Below are 20,053 nucleotides of genomic sequence, written 5' to 3'. Positions count from 1 at the left end.
ATCCGGAGTCAAAAATGGCGCTCAATTCCGAGGCCCTGCGGTTGTTCCTGGGCGTGGTCGACGCCGGCTCGATGAGCGCCGCCGCCGAGATGCTGGGCCAGACCGCGTCCGGCGTCAGCCGCGGCCTGTCGCGCCTGGAAGAGGACCTGGGCGTGACGTTGCTGAACCGCACCACCCGGCGCATGGAACTCACGGCCGAAGGCGCGCATTTCCTGCAGAAGGCGCGCCAGATAGTGCAGTCGCTGGAAGAAGCCGAGGAATGCATGCGCATCGTCAACCAGCAGCCGGCCGGCCGCCTGCGCGTCGATGCCTCGGTGCCGGTGATGCTGCATTGCGTGGTGCCGCACGTGGCGGACTTTCGCCGCGAGTATCCGGCGATCTCGCTGGAGCTGACCAGCAACGATCGCATCGTCGACCTGATCGAGCATCGCACCGACGTGGCGCTGCGCATGGGGCCGTTGAATGATTCCACGCTGCATGCGCGGCCCATGCGGCCGCGCCCGCGCTGGCTGATGGCGAGTCCGGAATACCTCGCGCGGCGCGGCGTGCCGCGCACCGTCGAGGACCTTGCCAGCCACGAACTGCTGGGCTTCACCCAGCCCGAAAGCCTGAACGTCTGGCCGCTGCGCCACGCGGGCGGCTCCACCTACCTGGCCACGCCCACGCTGGCCACTTCCAGCGGCGAGACCCAGCGCCACCTGGCGCTGCGCGGCGTGGGCATCGCCTGCCTGTCGGACTTCGTGTCGCGCGACGACCTGCGCGAAGGGCGGCTGGTGCGCATCATGGAAGACCTGCACACCGACTACCTGCAGCCGATGCACGCGGTGTACTACCGCAATACGCAGTTGTCGCGGCGTATTGCGTGCTTCCTGGATTTCTTCGCCAGCCGGTTGTGAGGGCAGGGGCCTGGCGCGACCGATGACGGTCCGCGCCAAACCCCTGAGCGCTGCAACGCGCTTTAGCCGTGCAGCGCCCGGCCGAAAGCCGCCAGCACCGATTCGTGCAGCGTTTCCGACAGCGTCGGATGCGCGAACACGGTGTGCATCAGGTCTTCCTCGGTGGCTTCCAGCGCCGCCGCCACGCCGTAGCCGGCGATCAGCTCTGACGCCTCCGGGTGGATGATGTGCGCGCCCAGCAGCTCGCCGGTGCCGGCATCGAACACCGTCTTCACCAGCCCCTGGTCTTCGCCCATGGCAATCGCCTTGCCGTTGCCGACGAAGGTGAATCTGCCGACGCGGATCTCGCCGCCCGTCGCCTTGGCGTGCTCGCGGGCGCGGGCCTCGGTCATGCCGATGCTGGCGACCTGCGGATGCGAATAGGTGCACGCGGGAATGCGCAGCGGATCGAGCGCGTGCACCGGCAGGCCGGCGATGGCTTCCACGCACAGCACCGCCTCGTGGCTGGCCTTGTGCGCCAGCCACGGCGCGCCGGCCACGTCGCCGATGGCGTAGACGCCCGGTTCGGCGGTGCGGCACAGGCCGTCGGTGACGATGTGGGTCTTCTCCACTTTCACGCGGGTCTGCTCCAGGCCCAGGTTCTCGACGTTGCCGACAATGCCGGCCGCGACGATGACGCGCTCGACCTCCAGTTCGATCTGCTTGCCCTGTTGCTCCAGCACGGTCTTGACGCCGGTGGCCGTCGGGCTGGAAGACTTGACCGCGCACTGCGTCAGCACGCGGATGCCCTGCTTTTCGAAGGCCTTGCGCGCCAGCGCGGAGATCTCGGCGTCTTCTTGCGGCAGGATCTCGGCCGTCATGTCGATCAGCGTCACCTCCGCGCCGACCGCGCGGTAGAAGCTGGCGAACTCGGCGCCGATCGCGCCCGCGCCCACCACCAGCAGCGACTTGGGCAGCGCCGGCGGCGTCAGCGCCTGGCGGTAAGTCCAGATTCGTTCGCCCACCGGCAGCGCCGGCAGCTCGCGCGCCCGCGCCCCGGTGGCCAGGATGATGTGGCGGGCCGACAGCGTGGCGCCGTTGTCGAGCGCGACGCGGCCGCCGCCGGCCAGTCTGGCGCTGGCGGAGAACACCGTGACGCCGTTCTTCTTCATCAGGTGCGTCACGCCCTGGCCCAGGCGGCCGGCGACCTTGCGCGAGCGCGCCACCATCGCGGCCAGGTCGGGTTGGGCCGCGCCCGCGCCGGTCACGCCGTACTGGTCGGCCTCGCGGCAGGCGCGCAGCACGGTGGCGCTGTGCAGCAGCGCCTTGGTCGGGATGCAGCCCCAGTTCAGGCAGATGCCGCCGAGTTCGGCGCGTTCCACCAGCGCGGTGGACAGGCCCAGTTGCGCCGCGCGGATGGCGGCCACGTAGCCGCCGGGGCCGCCGCCCACCACCACCAGGTCAAACGAAGTCTTGGTCATGGCGGGGCTCACAGCAGGATGCGCACGGGGGCTTCGATCAGCGCGCGGAAGGCGGCCAGCCAGCGCGCGCCGACGGCGCCGTCCACCACGCGGTGGTCGGCCGACAGCGTCACGGTCATGACGGTGGCGGCCTTCAGGTCGCCGTTGTCGTCCACCACCGGGCGGCGCTCGGCCGCGCCCACCGCCAGGATCGCCGCCTGCGGCGGGTTGATGATGGCGGCGAACTGCTTGATGCCGTACATGCCCAGGTTGCTGACCGTCAGCGAGCCGCCGGTGAATTCCTCGGGCTTCAGACGATTGACCTTGGCGCGGCCGGCCAGTTCGACGATCTCGGCGGCGATGGCGGACAGCGGCTTGACGTCGGCGTCGCGCACGATGGGCGTGACCAGGCCGCCGTCGGTGGCCACGGCCACGCTGATGTCGGCGCCGGCGTGGAATTCAATGGCATCGTCGTGCCAGCTGGCGTTGACCTCGGGCACCTCGCGCAGCGCCAGGGCGGCGGCGCGCACAATGAAGTCATTGACCGACAGCTTGACCGCGCCGCCCTGGTTGGCCTGGGCGCGCAGGGCCAGCAGCGCGTCCATGCGGCAGTCCACCGTCAGGTAGAAGTGCGGCACCTGCTGCTTGCTTTCGGTCAGGCGGCGGGCGATGGCGCGGCGCATGCCGGAATGCGGCACGCGGCGCGCGGCGGCGCGATTGGCGGACGGCGTTGCGGCAACGGGCGAGCGGTCGCGCGCGGCCTCGACGTCGCGGCGCACGATGCGGCCGCGCGGGCCGGTGCCCTGCACGTCGAGCAGGTTGACGTGCCATTGCGCGGCCAGGCGGCGCGCCAGCGGGCTGGCGAAGCGGCGCGTGCCGGGAGTGGGGGCGTCGGAAGCGGCGTCGCGTGCGGCGGGCGCCGGCGCGGCGATCGGTGCCGCATTGGCGGTGGCCGCAGGCGTCGCTGCCGGCTGCGCGGCGGCAACGGGCGTGGCGGGCTTTGCTGCCTGCGCGCCGTGTTCCGCCAGCGCCTGATCGATCGCGGCGGCGTCTTCGCCCGGCGCCAGCAGCACGCCGATCACGGTGTTGATCGGCACCGACGCCGGCCCGGCCTGCACCACGATGCGGCCGAGCACGCCCGCGTGTTCGGCGTTGATCTCGACGATCGCCTTCTCGGTTTCGATTTCCGCCAGCGCCTCGCCCACGGCGACCGTGTCGCCTTCCTGCTTGAGCCATTGGTGCAGCGTGCCGGCGTCGGCATCGGCCGCGACGGAGGGGAGCTTGATAAGGTGTGCCACGTGTAGTTCGTCCTATTCTGCGCGCACGGCCAGGTCGGGCCGATAGGCCGCCGGGTCGTCGTATTCGACCAGTTCCAGCACATTGCCTTCGGGGTCGCGGAAGAAGGCCAGCCAGGTGCCGGGCCGCACTTCCATCGGCGCCGGATCGCTGTCGAAGACCACGCCGCGCGCCCGCAGGCGCTCGACGGTGCCGGCCAGGTCATGCACGATGAAGGTCAGGTAGGTGCTGCCCTGGCGGTCCAGGATGGCGGCGCCGCGCACCGCGGGCTCCGGCGCCACGGCCGGCTGCAGCAGCTTGATGCGCTCGCCGTACGAGGTCTGCAGGCGCGCCACGTCGTAGCCATGCTGCGTCAGGCCGGTGGCGCGGGCCTTGTCGGCCGGCACGCTGACGCGGTTCACCAGCGTCAGGCCGACTATGTCGGTGTAGAAAGCCAGTTGCGCGTCCAGGTCGGCGCAGCAAATGCCGACTTCCATCGGCACGCTCATGCGCAAGGCGGCGTTCATGCGCGTTCTCCCAGGTCGGCCAGCACGTCGTTCAGGCCGGCGATGACTTCTTCCGTGTCGGCGAAGGCCGCGCGCTCCAGCACCTTGGAGATGCTGGGCGAGGCCTCGCCGCCCGTGACGCGCTTGACCGGCTGGTCGAGCCAGTCGAAGTAGCGGCGCTGGATCTCGTCGGCCAGCATGGCGCCGTACGAGGTGCCGCGCGCGCCCTGTTCGACGATCAGCACGTTGTTGGTCTTCTGGATGCTGGCGCCGATGGTGTCCCAGTCGAGGTTGGCGCGGTCCAGCGTGCGCAGGTCGATCACCTCCGCATCCACGCCGGTTTCCTCCGCCGCCTTGAGGGCGCGGCTGACCATCGACAGGTAGGTCAGCACCGTGACCTTGGAACCGGCGCGGCGCACGCGCGCCTTGCCGAACGGAATGGCGTAGTCCAGGTCGCCGTCGGGAACCTCGCCCGACGAGGCGTACAGGTCGACGTGCTCGATCACCAGCACCGGGTCCTTGGAGGCCAGCGCGGTGTTCATCAGGCCGATGTATTCATACGGCGTGGACGGCGCGACGATGCGCCAGCCCGGGGCTGTGGCGAAGACGCCGGCCGGGTCCATCGAGTGCTGCGAGCCGTAGCCCGTGCCCATCGCCACCTTGGTGCGCAGCACGAAAGGCACGTCGATGTCGCCGCCGAACATGTGGCGGGCCTTGCCGATCTGGTTGAAGATCTGGTCGGCCGCGACCCACATGAAGTCGGGGTACATGAATTCCACCACCGGCTTGTAGCGGCCGTCCATGGCCAGGCCGCCGCCCAGGCCGGCGAAGGCGTTCTCGGAAATCGGCGTGCCCAGCACGCGGTCGGGGTACTTGTCCTTCAGGCCGCGGGTGGCGCCGTTGGTGCCGCCCTTCAGGCGGTGCACGTCCTCGCCCAGCACCACCACGCCGGGGTCGGTTTCCATGCGGCGGTCGAGCACGTCGGCCACCGCGTCCACGAACTTGCGCTCGACGCGGGCGCCGGCATGGTCGGCGGCGTCCTGGTAGCGCAGGCCGGCCAGTTCCGAGCCGTCGCTGCGCAGGCCCACGTCGCGGAAGTCGGGGCGCGGCCACAGGTCGGCGCGCACGCGGCGCTTGCCGCCGTCGGTGGCCTCGGTCAGCCGGCCCGACACGTCTTTCATCACGTCCTTGCAGCGCTGGCGCAGGGCGTCGACCTCGGCCTGGGTGATCAGCTGACGGCCGATCATCTCGCTGGCGATCTTGTCGAGCGGATCGCGGCGGCGCCATTGCGCCTCTTCTTCCTTGCTACGGTAGCCGAAGGCGCTGCCGGGGAACGGGCCGTTCTGGTGGAAGAAGCGGTAGACGTCCACCTCGATGATGGTGGGGCCGTTGCCGGCGCGCATGTGCGCCACGGCTTCCGACATGGCCAGGTGCACGGCCAGCGGGTCCATGCCGTCGACCTGCCAGGCCGGGATGTTGAAGGCCTGGCCGCGGGCCGACAGGCGCGGCTCGGCGGTCGATTCCTCGACCGTGGTGGACACGGCGTAGCGGTTGTTCTCGATGAAGAAGCACAGCGGCGTCTTCCACGCGGCGGTCAGGTTCATCGTCTCGAGCACCGAGCCGATGTTGACGGCGCCGTCGCCGAAGTAGGTCACGGCCACGCGGTCGGTGCCGGCGTGATGGTGGGCCCAGGCCGCGCCGGCGGCCAGCGGCACGCCGCCGCCGACGATGGCATTGGTGCCGAGCGCGCCGGCTTCCAGCCAGCGCAGGTGCATGCTGCCGCCACGGCCGCGGCAGTAGCCTTGCGCCAGGCCCATGATCTCGGCCAGGGTCTTGTGCAGCACTTCGTCGATGGCGGGCGTGAGCGGGTTGCGCGGATCCAGGCCCAGCGGCGCGACGTGTTGCAGCGCCTTGGCCAGGAACTGGTGATGGCCGCGGTGCGAGCCGTTGATCTGGTCGCCGGCGCCCAGCGCCAGCACCGAGCCGACGGCGCCGCCTTCCTGGCCCACCGACGAGTGGGCGGGGCCGTGCACCAGGCCTTCGGCGGCCAGGTCCAGCACCGCTTCCTCAAAGGCGCGGATCCAGTGCAGCTGCGTCAGCATGGTGGCCAGCAGCGCGGGGTCGGCCTGTTGCCAGTCCGAGGCCTCGACCGTCAGTTGCCGCCAGGGCGCCTGGGAACCAAGCGGTTGGTAGGTGGCCATGAGTGAATCTCCAGAATGTAGGTAAGCGTCGATGCGTCAGAGGTAGCTGTAGCGGCTCCAGCCGCCATCGGCCACCAGGGTGTGTCCGGTGATGTAGGCGGCCTGGCTGGACGCCAGGAACACCGCCAGGTCGGCCATTTCGGCCGGTTGCGCCAGGCGCCGCAGCGGCGTGCGCTGCTTGAGGCGTTCGGGGTCGAGGCGGCCGCGCGCGGCCAGGTCGCGCACCAGGTCGGTCTCGACGTAGCCGGGCGCCAGCGCGTTCACGCGCACGCCCGCCGGGCCCCATTCCACCGCCAGGGTCTCGGTCAGCAGTACCACCGCGCCCTTGGTGGCGCAGTAGGCGGCGCGGTCGGGCGCCGCCACCACGCCATACATGGAGGCCAGGTTGATGATGCAGCCCTCGCCCTTGGGCACCATGCGGCGGCCGGCGGCCTGGGCGCACAGGAACACGCCGGTCAGGTTGATGTCGACCGCGCGGCGCCATTCCTCGGGCGTGACGTCCAGCGACGGCTTGTTGGCCGAGATGCCGGCGTTGTTGACCAGCACGTCGATGCCGCTCCAGGCCTGTTCGACCTGGGCGAAGGCGCGCTCGACCGCGTCGGCGTCGGTGACCGAGGCCTGCGCGGCCAGCGCTTCGCCGCCGGCCGCGCGCAGCCCGGCCACGGCCGCATCCAGCGCGACCGGGTCCATGTCCAGCAGCGCCACCCGCGCGCCCTGGCGCACGAACGCCTCGGCCGTGGCGTAGCCGATGCCTTTGGCGCCGCCGGTGATCACCACGTTCTTGCCGCGCAGGTCGGCGTGGCGTACTTCAGGGGTATTGTCCAAGTGCTTGCCTCTACAGATAGGGCCGCGGTCAGACCGCCAGCCATTCCTGGACCACGTCCTGGCGCTCATGCAGCTGCGCGGGCGGTCCTTCGAAAACGATGCGGCCATGGCCCATCACGCTCACCCGCGTGGAGACCTTCAGCGCGATGGTCAGCTTCTGCTCGACCAGCACCACCGACACGCCGCGCTGGTGGATGTCGCGGATCACGTCGGCGATCACTTCCACGATCTTGGGCGCCAGGCCCTCGGTGGGTTCGTCGATCAGCATGACCTTGGGATTGCCCAGGAGCGAACGGCACATGGTCAGCATCTGCTGTTCGCCGCCGGACAGGTTGCCGGCGCGGGTATTGCGGCGTTCCTTCAGGCGCGGGAAGTAGCCGAACATTTGCTCGATGGTCCAGGCCGGCGCGTCGGGCCGGACGGGCTGTTCGCCCATGCGCAGGTTCTCGTCCACCGTCAGGTTGGCGAACACCTCGCGTTCTTCCGGCACGAAACCCAGGCCGGCGCGAGCGATCTCGAAGGGGCGCTTGTTGGTGATGTCGCGGCCTTCGATGGCAATGCGGCCGCCCGTCACGTCCACCAGCCCCATGATGCTCTTCATGGTGGTGGAGCGGCCGGCGCCGTTGCGGCCCAGCAGGCTGACCACTTCGCCGCGGCCCACCGTCAGGTCGATGCCGTGCAGGATGTGGCTCTTGCCGTAGTGCGCGTGCACGCCTTGCAGGGCCAGCAGGGGGGATTGCATGCTCATACCGTTTCCTCTCCCAGGTAGGCTTCGCGCACGCGGGCGTCGCCGCGGATCTCGGCGGGCGTGCCGGTGGCCAGGATCTCGCCGTACACCAGCACGCTGATGCGGTCGGCCAGCGAGAACACCACCTGCATGTCGTGCTCCACGATCAGCAGGGTGCAGTCGCGCGTTACGTCCTTGATGAGTTCGACGGTGTAGTCGACCTCGTGCTGAGACATGCCGGCCATCGGCTCGTCCAGCAGGATCACTTTGGGCCGCGAGGCCAGCGTCATGCCGATTTCCAGCGAACGCTGCTCGGAGTAGTTCAGGTCGCCCGCCGCGGTGTGCTGCTTGGCGGCCAGGCGCACTTTCTCCAGCAGCTGGTCGACGTTCTCGTTGACGGCGCGGTGGCGCGCGATGGGGCGCCAGAAGTTGTAGACCAGGCCGTGCATGCGCAGCACCGCCAGCCGCAGGTTTTCGCGCACCGACAGGCGCGGGAACACGTTGGTGATCTGGAACGAGCGCGCCAGGCCGAGGCGGTTGATGCGTTCGGGTGGCAGGCCGCCGATGGGTCGCGAGCGCAGGCTGATGTCGCCCGAGGTCGGCGCGAACGAGCCGGACATCAGGTGGAACAGCGTGGACTTGCCGGCGCCGTTGGGGCCGATGACGGCGTGGCGTTCGCCGGCCCGCACCTGCAGGTTGACGCCGCGGATGATCTGCGCGTCGCCGAAGGACTTGCGCACGTCGGTCAGGGTCAGGATCTCGTGGCTCATTTTGCGGTCTCCAGCACGGGCGCGGCCTCGGCCTCGCCGCGCCACAGGGCCAGCGCCCAGCGGCAGGCCAAGAGGCCGGCCGCGAACAGCGCCAGCGGCAGCAGCCAGGTCGACAGCGCCAGCGGCGCCCAGTCGTGGCCGAACAGGGAAATGGCGGGCCAGCCGGCATCGGGGTTCATCGCCAGCAGCGAGCGATAGTCTCGCGCGAACATGCGTTGCAGCATTTCCACCGTGAACACCGTGGCGCCGGTCAGCAGCAGGCCGCCGGCGACGGACACCGCGGCGCGCGGCAGCCACTCGGCCAGCCCGCGCTGGCGCAGCGACCTGGCGGCGCGCTGCACCAGGCCGACCAGGCCGTCCGGCACGAACAGCATCACCAGCACGAACAGGATGCCCTGGTACAGCAGCCAGGAACGGGTGATGTCGGCCAGCGTCTGCGACAGGAAGGTCAGGATCGACGCGCCCAGCACCGGTCCCAGGAAGGCGTTGACGCCGCCGATGTAGGCGAACAGCACCGCGTCGGTCGACAGCTTGACCTCGAACAGCACGTAGTTGCCGGCCTCGATGTTCAGCGCCTGCAGGCCGCCGGCGATGCCGGCGAACATGGCCGACAACGCGAACACCATGGTCTTGAGCGTGTGCGGCCGGTAGCCCAGGTAGCGCAGGCGGTTGGCGTTTTCGCGCAGGCCCAGCGTCAGGCGGCCCAGCGGCGTGCGGGTCAGGCCATACAGCGCGGCCAGCGACACCAGCACCCAGGCCAGCACCAGGAAGTACACCTCGACGTCCGAGCCGAAGGTGAAGCCCCAGGCCGGCATGCGCATGGCGGACAGCCCGGCTTCCCCGCCGAACACGCCTTTCAGGTGCGGCGCCAGCGCATGCAGCAGTTCGGCCAGCGCCAGCGTGATCATCGAAAAGTACACGCCGGCGCGCATGGTGGCGAACCAGCCCGCGACCAGGCCGAACAGCAAGCCGGCCACGCCGCCCGCCAGCGGCATCAGCGGCGTTGGCAACAGGCCCGCGCCGCCCAGCGCGTTCATGGCGTGGATGGTGGCGAAGGTGCCGACGCCGAAGTAGGCCGCGTGGCCGAAGGACAGCATGCCGCCCTGGCCGGCCAGCAGGTTGAAGGCGCAGGCGAACAGCGCCGCGATCAGCATCTGCACCGCCGCGACCAGCTGGCCGGCGGGCAGCAGCCACGGCAGCGCGCACAGCGCGGCCACGCAGACGATCAGCAGCAGGCCGGCGGTGGCCCGGCGAGACGAGTTCTGGCTCATGCCTGTTCTCCTTTCAGGCCCGAGGGCTTGACCAGCAGCACCACCAACATCAGCAGGAACGGCAGCGTCGCGGCCAGGCTGGAGATCTTCACCGTCATCAGGCCGCCCACGCTTTCGGCCCACTCGCCGGCGCCGAACAGGCCGAACAGGGTCGCCAGGCTGGCGTCGATGCCGACCGAGAACGAGCTGATCAGCCCGATCAGCAGCGAGGCGATCATGGCGCCTTCAAGCGAGCCCAGGCCGCCCACGACCACCACCACGAACACCAGCACGCCCAGTTCCAGCGCCATGTTCGGATTGGTGGTGTAGAACGCGCCCGCGACCGCGCCCGCCAGGCCGGCCATCGCCGCGCCCACGCCGAACACGCTCATGAACACCAGCGGCACGTTGTGGCCCAGCGCCTCGGCCATGCGCGGCCGGTAGATGGCCGAGCGCACCACGATGCCGACGCGGGTGCGCGACAGCAGCAGGTAGATCACCGCGAACATCGCCAGCGACACGCCGCCCATCAGCAGGCGGTAGAACGGATAGTCGGCGTCGAACACGCGGAAGGCCGCGAAGTTCAGGAACTGCGGCACGCGGTAGTCGACCGGGAAATCCCCGTAGAACAGCTTGATGAGCTCGGCGACGATGAACGCCAGGCCGAAGGTCACCAGCAGCTCCTGCGCGTGGCCGAACTTGTGCACGCGGCGCAGGAAGAAGCGCTCCACGCCCATGCCGAGCACGCCGGCGATGACGGTGGCCAGCACCAGCGCGGTCCAGAACCCGGTGACGGGCGTCAGGGTATAGGCGGCGTACGCGCCTATCATGTAGAACGAGGCGTGCGCGAAGTTGAGCACGCCCATCATTCCGAAGATCAGTGTCAGGCCTGCCGACACCATGAATAGCAGCAGGCCGTAAATCACGCCGTTCAACAGCGAGACGGTAAAGTATTCCATGTCCGCTCCAAAATCCTTGCGCGCAGGCGCCGGGCGCCTGGCGATCCATCACGCTCTGTTGTGTCCCGGCCCCGCGCCGGCGAGCGCTTTATCGGCGAGTGGCCGCGGACGGCATGCCGTCCGCGGCCATCGCGTCATCAGTCCGGGCGAACCATCTTGCAAGTGGCCTGCACCGGCGCGGACACGTCCGCGGCGGACAGCACCTTGACCGGCTCGAAGCCCATGTCGGTGCCGTCGGCCTTGTACTTGGCGTTCTTGCCGACCTTGGACACCACCATCGGCAGCTGCACCTGGTGGTCTTCGGCGCGCATGGTGTAGGTGCCCAGCGGCGAGGTGTAGGTGACCTTCTCCAGCGCGCGCGCCAGGTCCGGCACCGACAGCTTGCCGTCCTTGGGCTTGACCGTCTTGAGCGCCTCGCCCAGGAAGGTGATGCCGATGACGGTCTGCGGCTCGGTGTAGCTGGGGTAGTGGCCGGTCTTGGCCTTGTAGTCCTCGGCGAACTTGGCGCCTTCCTCGCCCGCAGCCTCGATGTTGTAGGGATGGGCGATGTAATGGCCCAGCGCCACGTCGCCGGCGTTGGCGAGGTTGCCGACCTGGTCCAGGAACACGGTGGCAAAGCGCACCTTCAGGCCGGCCGACTGCGTGGCCTTCATCAGCAACAGCAGGTCGTTGGACCAGTTGCCGGTGATGACGGTGTCGGGATTGGCCGAGCGGATGCGGGCCACGTAGGGCGCGAAGTCCTGGATCTTGTTGACTTCGTGCAGCGTCTTGCCGACCACCTCGTAGCCGTACTGCTTGGCGAAGCGCTCGGTGGCGCCTTCCATGTCCTGGCCCCAGGAGTAGTTCTGGTTGATGGCGTAGACGCGCTTGCCCAGCGTGCCGTCGGCCGACATGACCGAGGCCAGCGCCTTGACGCGCAGGTCGGCGTTGGTGGTGAAGCGGAAGTGGTAGAAGTGGCACTTCTGGCCGGTCAGTTCCAGCGCTTCGCCGCCCACGTTCAGGAACACGACTTCCTTGCCCGGGTTGCGCAGGTTGTGCTTGCGCACGTCCTCGGTGAGCTGGCCGGAGATGGCCGACGACGAACCCTGCACCAGGATCTGCACGCCTTCGGCGGCGGCGGCGCGGAAACGGTCGGAGGCGCCCACGGGGCCGCCCTGGTTGTCGAACTCGACCAGTTCCAGCGGCTGGCCGTTCCAGCCGCCGGCGGCGTTGATGCGGTCCAGCTGGTACTTGACCGCGGCGCGGAACATCAGGCCGGTCGAGGCCTGCGGGCCGGACAGCGTTTCGATCAGGCCGATCTTGACGGGCGCGGCCTGGGCCGATGCGGCGATGCCGGCCAGGCACAGCAGGCCGGTGGTGAAAGCCAATTTCATGCGTGTCTCCTCCGTGGAACGGGAGTGGTAGGTCCGTGAATCAAGCAAGCGCGTTCAGCAGTTCCTGCTGCGGCTTTTCTATGCCCAGGAAGCGGGCAATTTCGGTGAGTTGTCCTTCCAGCATGTAGAGGCCGGGATGGGTGCGGCAGCCGCGCGCGGCCGCGGCGCGCAGCAGCGGCGTGTCGACGCGGCTCATGACGGCGTCGGCCACCACCGCGCCGGTCGCCAGGGCGTCCAGTTGGAAGGGCAGGGGATCGTTGTCGTCCAGGCCGAGGGTGGTCGCGTTGATGGCGATGTCACAGGCTTCGGGACGCGGGCCGGCCACACTGATGGCCAGGCCGGGATAGTGGCGCGCCAGGCGCGCGGCGAACGCCTCGGCCTTGCCGGGCGAACGGTTGTACAGGCGCAGGCTGGCCGGGCCGGCCTCGGCAATGGCGCAGGCGATGGCCTTGCCGGCGCCGCCCAGGCCCGCCAGGTAGACGTGGCGGCCGGCGGGCTCATGGCCCTGGCCGCGCAGGCCGGCGACGAAGCCCAGGCCGTCGAAGTTGCCGCCGGTCAGGCAGCCGTCGCGCAGCCGCACCGCATTGACGGCGCCGATCAGTTCGGCGGCGGGGGTGAGGGCGTCGCACAGCGCGGCGGCGCTTTCCTTGTGGGGCACGGTAACGACCAAGCCGCCCAGGTTGGCCAGGCCGCGCAGGCCCGCGAACAGGCCGGGCAGGCCGGCGGCGGTGACGTGGAACGGCACCATGACGGCGTCGATGCCGCGTTCGCGCAGCAGGGCGTTGAGCCGCTGGGGCGTCTTGACGTGCGCGATCGGGTCGGCCGCGATCGCGAATACGGTTGTGCTGCCGGTGATTTCCACCTGGTTGTCCCCTGCCTGTCATGCGGCCGTTGGCCGTGTTTTTCCGACCTGCTTGCCTGAAATCGCCAGTTGCTTTACGCTTTCAACACAAGTTGTCAGGCAACTTTATTAAGTTGTCCGATAAATCATAGGGCAAGCGTTTTTCCCGTGTCAAGCGATGCATTTGGCGGTTCAATCGAATCGTTGGCGGCACCCCGGGAGCGGGCGCTTGCCGTCGAAAAAGCACTTTGGAGACAGCATGATTTCGTTCGAAGGACAGGTAGTGGCCATCACCGGCGCGGGCAATGGCATCGGTCTGGCGACCGCGCGGCTGATGGCCGCCCATGGCGCCCGGCTGGTGCTCACCGACATCGACAAGGCGCGCCTGGACGAGGTGGCCGCCGAGCTGGACGCCAGCGGCCAGCGGGTGTTCGTGCACGCGCTGGACGTGGCCGCCTCGCACGATTGCGACCGCGTGCTGGAACGCGCCGCGCACCACTTCGGCGGCCTCGACCACCTGGTGCATTGCGCCGGCATCTACCCGGAGCAACTGGTCAAGGACACCAGCGACGAGGCCTGGAAGAAGCTGATGGGCGTGAACCTGGACGGCACCTTCTACGTGTGCCGCGCCGCCCAGCGCCACCTGCGCCAGAACGGCTCGATCGTGCTGCTGACGTCGCTGGCGGCGCAGCGCGGCAGCTACGCGCACGCGGCCTATTCGGCGTCCAAGGGCGCGGTGCAGAGCTTCACCCGCAGCCTGGCGCTGGAGCTGGCGCCGCAGATCCGCGTGAACGCGGTGGCGCCCGGGATCATCGCCACCTCCATGACGCACGACCTGATCGGCCAGAAGGGCGCGCAGTTGCTGGAAAGCACGCCGTTGCGGCGCTTCGGCACGGCCGAGGAAATCGCCGGCGCGATTGCTTTCCTGTGCTCGCCGCTGGCCGGTTTCGTGACGGGCGAGGTGATGCAGGTGAACGGCGGCATCTATATCGCGTAAAGTCTGAAGCGGCCGCGCCCTTGATTCCGGCAAAATCCTATAATTTTCAAGGGCGCCGCCGCAGTGAAACGTCGAGAATTCCTATAACCACGGGCCGGCGCGCCCCAGGGGCTTCCCCGCCGCGAGCCGCCTTCACGTTTTAACGATTCCACATGCAGCCCACTCAAGCACAGGACTCCGACCCGCAGCGCGCCGCGCCCAGGCATTCGCTTTCGGCGGGCGTGGCCGACGCGCTGGCCGAGCAGATCCGCCAGGGCACGCTGGCGCCCGGCGACCGCCTGCCCACCGAAAAGCAATTGACCGAGATCTACTCGGTCAGCCGCGCCGTGGTGCGCGAGGCGCTGGCGCGCCTGAAATCCGAAGGCTTGATCACCTCGCAGCAAGGCAGCGGCGTGTTCGTCGATCCGAACTTCCAGCGCAACGCCTTCCGCATCGCCGCGCCCACGCCGGGCGACAACCAGGACCTGGAACACATCCTGGAGCTGATGCTGTCGATCGAAGTGACCGCCGCGCGCTACGCGGCGCAACGCCGCACCGAACCCGACCTGAAGAAGATGCGCCAGGCGCTGGTGGGCATGGAGTACGCGCTCATCAACGACAAGCTGGGCGACGAAGAGGACTACCAGTTCCACCAGGCCATCGTGCAGGCCACGCACAATCCGCACCTGGTGGCCCTGAACGACTATCTGGAAGCGAATGTGCGGCGCGTCATCCGCAGCGCGCGCAACAACACGGCGCGCATGTACGCCGAGCGCATGGCGGCGGTGCAGAGCGAACACCAGGCGATCTTCGCGGCCATCGAGGGCGGGGATTCCGATGCCGCCGGCAAGGCCGCCGAGCAGCACCTGCGCAATGCCGCCGACCGCCTGCGGCTGTTCCAGGCGGAACGTTCGCCGCCGGTCTGACGGTCGCCGGCCCGTCCCGATTCACGCGGGGCCGGGGGCGGCATGGCGAGGCGCCGCGTTCAGGCGAAGGTCTGTTCCATTTCGCGGCGGAACTGCACGGCGGCCGAACGATCGTCGTATTCCACGTCGCTCCAGCGGATCGCCTGCGACTGCCGCACCGCGTGCTTGAGCTTGACCTGGTGCGACAGGCCCAGCGGCAGGTAGCCCTCGTCGACCGAATCGCGCGCCGGCATCAGCCGGCCATACACGGTGTAGCCGCCTTCGCCGTCCAGCAACTGCCCGGCCTGCAGGTCGCGCTTGGCCGTGGCCACTACATCGCCATGCCAGCCGGCCGGCGCGCCGGTAGGCTCGCGCCGCAAGCCGACGCTGGCCACGCTGATGCCAAGTTCCAGCCCGATCAGGTGATACGGCTTGTACATGGCGGTGTAGTTGCCGCTGGGGTCGGTGACCAGGCCGTATTCCTTGAAGCAGCGGCGCACGTAGTCGCTGTCGGCCGCCAGCGTCACGTACACGCCCCAGCGCAGGTCGCGGAACACCGGCCGGCCGTCGCGTTCGAGCGACGAGATCACTTCCACCTGGCCGCGATGATGCAGGATGCCGCCATCCTCGCGCGGCCGCAGCACGCGCGCCAGGTCGTCCACGCCGCAGGGCGGAAAGTGCAGGCCCGAGGGCGAGGGCAGCAGCCCGGTGGCGTTGGAGACCGCGGCCATCTCGATGGCGCTCTTGGTGCCGTCCAGGAAGCTGTTGAACATCTGCGCGTTGAAGTTGCCGGCCGCCACCATCTCGGCGGTGAAGCCGTAGTAGGGCCAGACGGTGTCGGGCGTGGAAGTATGGAATTCGGGCAGGTACTTGGTGCCCTTGCCGGCCGCCATCACCTCGAAGCCGCTGGCGCGGGCCCAGTCCACCATTTCGCAGATCAGCGCCGGCTGGTCGCCATAGGCCAGCGAATAGACGATGCCGGCTTCGCGCGCGCGGCGCGCCAGCAGTGGCCCGGCCAGCGCGTCGGCCTCGACGTTGACCATGATGATGTGCTTGCCGTGCTCGCAGCAGGCCAGCACGTGGCCGATGCCGGCGGCCGCCTGGCCGGTGGCGTCGATGACGATGTCGACGTCCGGACTGGCGATGACCGCGTGGGGATCGTCGGTGAAATAGACCTTGCCTTGCTTGAGGGCGTCGCCGGTGCTGGCGGCGTTGAGCGCCGTGGCCGGCCAGCCGACCCGGGTGAGCGCGGCGCGGGCGCGATCCGGGGTCAGGTCGGCCACGGCCACCAGCCGCATGCCGGGCGTGCGCGGGGCCTGGCTCATGAACATCGCGCCGAACTTTCCGGCGCCCAGCAGCGCTACGCGCAGGGGCTTGTGATCGGCTTCTCGCTGCTTGAGCAGGCGGTGCAGATTCATGGTGCAGGCTCCTCCAGGGTGTGGGGATACAGCACCACAGAATAGCCCCAACCCCGGCCGCTGAACAGGGCCGGCCACCCGGCCGTCAGGATGTCATCCAGGCGTCATTCGTCGGCCGTATACAGCTCGCCGGCCAGCACGTTGCGCCAGTTGCTCCAGGTGATCCGGGGGCGGTCGGCGACGCCGCGGTTGTAGGGCGCGTCGAACAGGACGTGCTTCCAGCGCGGCTTGACCGCGCCCTGGATCAGGGGCTTGTCGTCGATCAGCAGGTTGCCGTGCACCAGGGTCTTGTCCTTGGTCAGGATCAGCCGGTTGGTGGCCTCGCGGCCCAGGTGTTTCTCGACCCACAGGTATTTCTCGGCGACGCAGTTCTCGAACTGCGACAGGGGCGAGGTGCAGATGCGCACGTCCATGCCCAGCGCCAGCAGTTCCTTCACGGCCTCCAGCGCCCCCGGCACCGGCGGCAGGTTGCGGATGAACCCGGGCGCGGTGTAGATGGCCTCGGCCATGCCGCGCAGTTCGGGCGCGTAGTCTTCGCGGATATAGAAGGATTTGCGGTCCTCGAACGCCACCGGCGCGATGTCGGGATGGCGCGCGCGCCAGGCATCGATGAAGGCGTGTTCGAAGTCGGCCAGCACGCCGTCTTGGTCGAGCAGGATGATCATGAAGATCCTAAGTCGTTGCGACGCGCTCGATTGTGCCAGAGCGCCGGCGAGTGGCCTCAGCCCGGTTGCGGTTTCGAGCGGGCGACGACGCGGTAGCGGCTGCCGCCGTCGGTGGATTCGGATGCCACCAGCACCATGCGGTCGTAGTGCCAGGTCAGGGACGGCGGGGCGTCGGCGGGCGGGTCGTTGCGCTCGATGTTGCGCAGCAGTGTGACGTGGGGGCGGAACGGCTGGGCGGGCGGCACGAAGCCGAAGGCTGACAGCCACAGCCACAGGCCGTCATGGCTGGCCTGGAGCGAATCCGGGGTCTGCGCGGGGCCTGCCCAGAGAATGCGAGGGCGGGCGAAGACGCCGTAGCGGTCGAGGGTGACGGTGCCGGGCTGCAGGCGGTGGTAGGGGGTGGCGTCGATGAGTTCGTCGGCGATTTCCTTTTCCACGGAGCCCAGGAAGGCCAGCGTCATGTGCAGGGTTTCCGTGCGCATGGCGCGGCCGCGGCTGTGCAGTTGGGCTTGAGTGGCCCAGGTGGACAGCGTGTTGGCCAGGGGGGTGTCGGGCCAGAGGGCGTAGAAGAGGCGGATGGGCGACATGGCGGAGATTGTAGGGGTTGTTAGGTGTCGCGAGGGGGTGTGGGTTCTTGAGGCGCGCGTGGCGGGGTCGGTGGGGGATGGCGGGGCTACGATTGCGGTCCGGAGCGTTCGCTCCGGACTGCCCCGGGCTCAACCTCGTCCGCCTTCGGCTCCCTACGGTTTCCGCCGGGCGCATCTACACGCCCCGCCATTCCCCACCGACCCCGCCACGCGCTCGCGATGAGGCTTAGCCTCGGGCGTTGGGGCGGACGGTGTGCTTGGCGTTTTGGCGCACATCGGGGCTGGAGGGAGGGTCTTGCGGGGCCCGCCGCAAGCCGGCCGCGCGGGCGGCCTTTTGCGGCTTACGCGGCGTCTTGCGTCGGGGTGATGGCGCTCTCGCGTGTGGGAGAGACCAAATCGTTTGCTAGTGAAAGCCCGTTGGCATCACGACGGTTTGTGGTCGGCGCGAGAGGTCGTCCCGCGCAACATGCCTTATGCCGCGCCGACCACCACCGCCCCTCCCCCCTGACGTGCGGAACCATTAGAAAACCGCCCACCGCCAGCGCGCAGCGCACCCGCAGCACGCTCAAATGCACAGATGCCCATCGTGGCCGCCCGCGCGGCCGCGATGGGCAGCCCTGTAGATTCCCTTCCCCGCACACAGGTCTAACAGCGCGACAAGCCTAGACGCTCGCAGCCCCTCGGGCGGGCGGACCCGATGGCGGGCAACCTCGATGCGCCCGACGGAATCCGAAGGAGTCGCCGAAGGCGAGGACGAGGATGAGGATGGGGCAGTCCGGAGCGAACGCTCCGGACCGCAATCGTGGGCGCCCGCCATCGGGTCCGCCCGCCCGAGGGGCGACCTACGAAGACCGACTCATCATCGCTAACAGCAGCCAACGCAATGCTCGAGCAATGAACAACTAACGATTAGCCGCCACAGCCTCCGCCCCAGGTACCGGATTCCCCCACCCGCCGCCGATCGCCCGAATCAGATCCACCGCAGACCGCGCCTGCTCACCGCTCAACTGCACCGCCACCCGTTGCTGCAGCAGCACACTGCGATCAGCTTCGATCACGTCGAGATAGCTGATCGAGCCTTCGCGGTATTGCGTGTGCGACAGCTTCGCGGCGCGGGCCGAGGCTTCCACCGCGGCGTCCTGCGCGCGCGTCTGGTCGGACAGGATGCGCAGGTTGGCCAGGTTGTCCTCGACTTCGCGGAACGCGTTCAGCACCGTCTGGCGGTAGACCGCCACGTCTTCCTCGTAGACCGCGCGGGCGCGGTCCAGGCCGGCCTGGCGGCGGCCGCCGTCGAAGATCGGCATCGACAGCGCGGCGCCGACCAGCGGACCCAGCAGGAACGTGCGGCTCGACCATTGGAACAGGTTGCCCAGTTCCGACGACTCGTAGCCGAAGGCGCCCGTGATGTCCAGGCGCGGGAAGAACGCCGACTTGGCGGCGCCCACGCGGGCGTTGGCGGCGGCCATGGCGCGTTCGGCGGCGGCGATGTCGGGACGGCGTTCCAGCAGCGTCGACGGCAGGCCGGCCGGGATCGACAGCGCCACCTTTTCGATCGGCTTGGGCGGCATCGCGAATTCCGACGGCGCGCGGCCCAGCAGCACGGCCAGCGCGTGTTCGCCGGCGGCGCGGCGGCGGTCGATGCCCAGCGCCTCGGATTGCGCCGAGGCCAGTTCGGCCTTGGCGCGCGCCAGGTCCAGCTCGCTGATGTCGCCCGCGTCGTAGCGGCGCTGGATCAGCTGCAGGGTCTCGGTGCGCAGTTGCACCGTCTGGCGGTACAGCGCGGCTTCGGCATCCTGTTCGCGCACCAGGAAATAGGTGGTGGCGACGTCGGCCTGCAGCGCCAGCAGCACCGAGCGGTACAGCGCTTCGCTCTGCTGCGCGTCGGCGGTGGCGGCGTCGGCGGTGGAGGCGACGCGGCCGAACAGGTCGGCCTCGTACGACACCGTGCCTTGCGCGCGCCAGGTGGTCACCGGCCGCGTCGACGTGCCGTCGGGCAGGCCTTGCGATACGGCCGAGGGGCGCTGGCGATTGGGGCCGAAGGCGGCGTCCAGGCTGGGGAAGAAACCGGCGCGGGCCTCGCGTTGCAGCGCGCGCGCCTGGGTCAGGCGGGCGGCGGCGGCCTGCAGGTTCTGGTTGGCTTTGTGCGCCTCTTCCTGCAGCTGGTTCAGGCCTTCGTCGCCGAACACTTTCCACCATTCGCCGCGCAACGCTTCCTCGGACGGCTGCGCCGGTTTCCAGGTGCCGGCTTCGGCGGCGGGCAGCGCGGCTTCCTTGTAGGCCGCCGGCGTGGCGGCCGCGGGCCGTTCGTAGGTCGGGCCCACCGCGCAGCCGGCCAGCACGAGCAGGACGGCAAGCAGGGCGGAACCGCGGATCAGTCTATTGGTCTTCATGACGATTCTCTTGGGCGCGCGCCCCGCCGTGCGGGACGGGGCGCGCTGGC

Annotated in this window: 18 protein-coding genes; 3 read left to right on the top strand and 15 right to left on the bottom strand. The window is 69.4% G+C overall.

From position 1 onward, the window contains the following. Nucleotides 1-14: 14 nt before the first annotated feature. Nucleotides 15-896: a LysR family transcriptional regulator gene (locus AT699_RS27800; protein WP_024070565.1), complete on the top strand. Its 882-nt coding sequence runs from the start codon at nt 15-17 to the stop codon at nt 894-896. Between the two features lie 62 nt (nt 897-958). Here AT699_RS27800 and lpdA read toward each other — a convergent pair whose 3' ends face one another. The 11 genes from lpdA to AT699_RS27745 form a co-directional block, all read right to left on the bottom strand. Continuing rightward, nucleotides 959-2,356 (bottom strand): dihydrolipoyl dehydrogenase, encoded by a 1,398-nt coding sequence (gene lpdA, locus AT699_RS27795; RefSeq protein WP_024070564.1) that lies wholly within the window; start codon nt 2,354-2,356, stop codon nt 959-961. A gap of 8 nt (nt 2,357-2,364) precedes the next feature. Further along, complete coding sequence (locus AT699_RS27790; protein ID WP_024070563.1) at nt 2,365-3,633, bottom strand: pyruvate dehydrogenase complex dihydrolipoamide acetyltransferase; 1,269 nt, start codon at nt 3,631-3,633, stop codon at nt 2,365-2,367. A gap of 12 nt (nt 3,634-3,645) precedes the next feature. Further along, the gene (locus tag AT699_RS27785; RefSeq protein WP_006386222.1) at nt 3,646-4,137 is read right to left on the bottom strand and encodes a VOC family protein; all 492 of its coding nucleotides are present in this window, start codon (nt 4,135-4,137) and stop codon (nt 3,646-3,648) included. Next, nucleotides 4,134-6,317, bottom strand: a complete 2,184-nt coding sequence (locus AT699_RS27780; RefSeq protein WP_020926119.1) for an alpha-ketoacid dehydrogenase subunit alpha/beta — start codon at nt 6,315-6,317, stop codon at nt 4,134-4,136. Before AT699_RS27780 ends, AT699_RS27785 begins: the two co-directional genes overlap by 4 nt. A gap of 36 nt (nt 6,318-6,353) precedes the next feature. After that, the gene (locus AT699_RS27775; RefSeq protein ID WP_024070562.1) at nt 6,354-7,142 is read right to left on the bottom strand and encodes an SDR family NAD(P)-dependent oxidoreductase; all 789 of its coding nucleotides are present in this window, start codon (nt 7,140-7,142) and stop codon (nt 6,354-6,356) included. A gap of 28 nt (nt 7,143-7,170) precedes the next feature. Beyond that, nucleotides 7,171-7,890 carry an ABC transporter ATP-binding protein gene (locus AT699_RS27770; protein ID WP_006386225.1) on the bottom strand — a complete coding sequence of 240 codons (720 nt, stop codon included), beginning with the start codon at nt 7,888-7,890 and terminating at the stop codon, nt 7,171-7,173. After that, a complete protein-coding gene (locus AT699_RS27765; RefSeq protein ID WP_024070561.1) occupies nt 7,887-8,639 on the bottom strand; it encodes an ABC transporter ATP-binding protein in 753 nt (250 codons plus the stop codon). The genes AT699_RS27770 and AT699_RS27765 overlap by 4 nt, the downstream gene beginning before the upstream one ends. Next, nucleotides 8,636-9,910 carry a branched-chain amino acid ABC transporter permease gene (locus AT699_RS27760; RefSeq protein ID WP_024070560.1) on the bottom strand — a complete coding sequence of 425 codons (1,275 nt, stop codon included), beginning with the start codon at nt 9,908-9,910 and terminating at the stop codon, nt 8,636-8,638. Before AT699_RS27760 ends, AT699_RS27765 begins: the two co-directional genes overlap by 4 nt. Continuing rightward, complete coding sequence (locus AT699_RS27755) at nt 9,907-10,848, bottom strand: branched-chain amino acid ABC transporter permease (protein WP_006386228.1); 942 nt, start codon at nt 10,846-10,848, stop codon at nt 9,907-9,909. Before AT699_RS27755 ends, AT699_RS27760 begins: the two co-directional genes overlap by 4 nt. A gap of 137 nt (nt 10,849-10,985) precedes the next feature. Then, nucleotides 10,986-12,221: a branched-chain amino acid ABC transporter substrate-binding protein gene (locus tag AT699_RS27750; RefSeq protein WP_020926123.1), complete on the bottom strand. Its 1,236-nt coding sequence runs from the start codon at nt 12,219-12,221 to the stop codon at nt 10,986-10,988. A 40-nt stretch (nt 12,222-12,261) separates the two neighbouring features. Continuing rightward, on the bottom strand, nt 12,262-13,083 hold the full coding sequence (locus AT699_RS27745; protein WP_024070559.1) for a shikimate dehydrogenase family protein: 822 nt from the start codon (nt 13,081-13,083) through the stop codon (nt 12,262-12,264). 238 nt (nt 13,084-13,321) lie between these two features. Between AT699_RS27745 and AT699_RS27740 the strand changes: the two genes are divergently transcribed. Both AT699_RS27740 and AT699_RS27735 read left to right on the top strand, forming a co-directional pair. Continuing rightward, nucleotides 13,322-14,059, top strand: a complete 738-nt coding sequence (locus tag AT699_RS27740) for an SDR family NAD(P)-dependent oxidoreductase (RefSeq protein WP_006386231.1) — start codon at nt 13,322-13,324, stop codon at nt 14,057-14,059. Nucleotides 14,060-14,211: 152 nt separating this feature from the next. After that, on the top strand, nt 14,212-14,964 hold the full coding sequence (locus AT699_RS27735; protein ID WP_006386232.1) for a FadR/GntR family transcriptional regulator: 753 nt from the start codon (nt 14,212-14,214) through the stop codon (nt 14,962-14,964). 59 nt (nt 14,965-15,023) lie between these two features. Here AT699_RS27735 and AT699_RS27730 read toward each other — a convergent pair whose 3' ends face one another. The 4 genes from AT699_RS27730 to AT699_RS27715 form a co-directional block, all read right to left on the bottom strand. Further along, nucleotides 15,024-16,361, bottom strand: a complete 1,338-nt coding sequence (locus AT699_RS27730; protein WP_024070558.1) for an NAD(P)H-dependent oxidoreductase — start codon at nt 16,359-16,361, stop codon at nt 15,024-15,026. 104 nt (nt 16,362-16,465) lie between these two features. Further along, nucleotides 16,466-17,026 carry a 5'-3'-deoxyribonucleotidase gene (locus AT699_RS27725; RefSeq protein WP_006386234.1) on the bottom strand — a complete coding sequence of 187 codons (561 nt, stop codon included), beginning with the start codon at nt 17,024-17,026 and terminating at the stop codon, nt 16,466-16,468. A 56-nt stretch (nt 17,027-17,082) separates the two neighbouring features. Then, nucleotides 17,083-17,613 carry an RNA 2',3'-cyclic phosphodiesterase gene (gene thpR, locus AT699_RS27720; protein ID WP_024070557.1) on the bottom strand — a complete coding sequence of 177 codons (531 nt, stop codon included), beginning with the start codon at nt 17,611-17,613 and terminating at the stop codon, nt 17,083-17,085. A 902-nt stretch (nt 17,614-18,515) separates the two neighbouring features. Beyond that, a complete protein-coding gene (locus tag AT699_RS27715; protein ID WP_024070556.1) occupies nt 18,516-20,003 on the bottom strand; it encodes an efflux transporter outer membrane subunit in 1,488 nt (495 codons plus the stop codon). Nucleotides 20,004-20,053 lie beyond the last annotated feature (50 nt).

This window comes from Achromobacter xylosoxidans, from assembly GCF_001457475.1.
Classification (GTDB): Bacteria; Pseudomonadota; Gammaproteobacteria; order Burkholderiales; family Burkholderiaceae_B; genus Achromobacter; species Achromobacter xylosoxidans.
The sequence above is the reverse complement of the archived record's forward strand: the minus strand, read 5'-3'. Positions and strand labels throughout refer to the sequence as shown.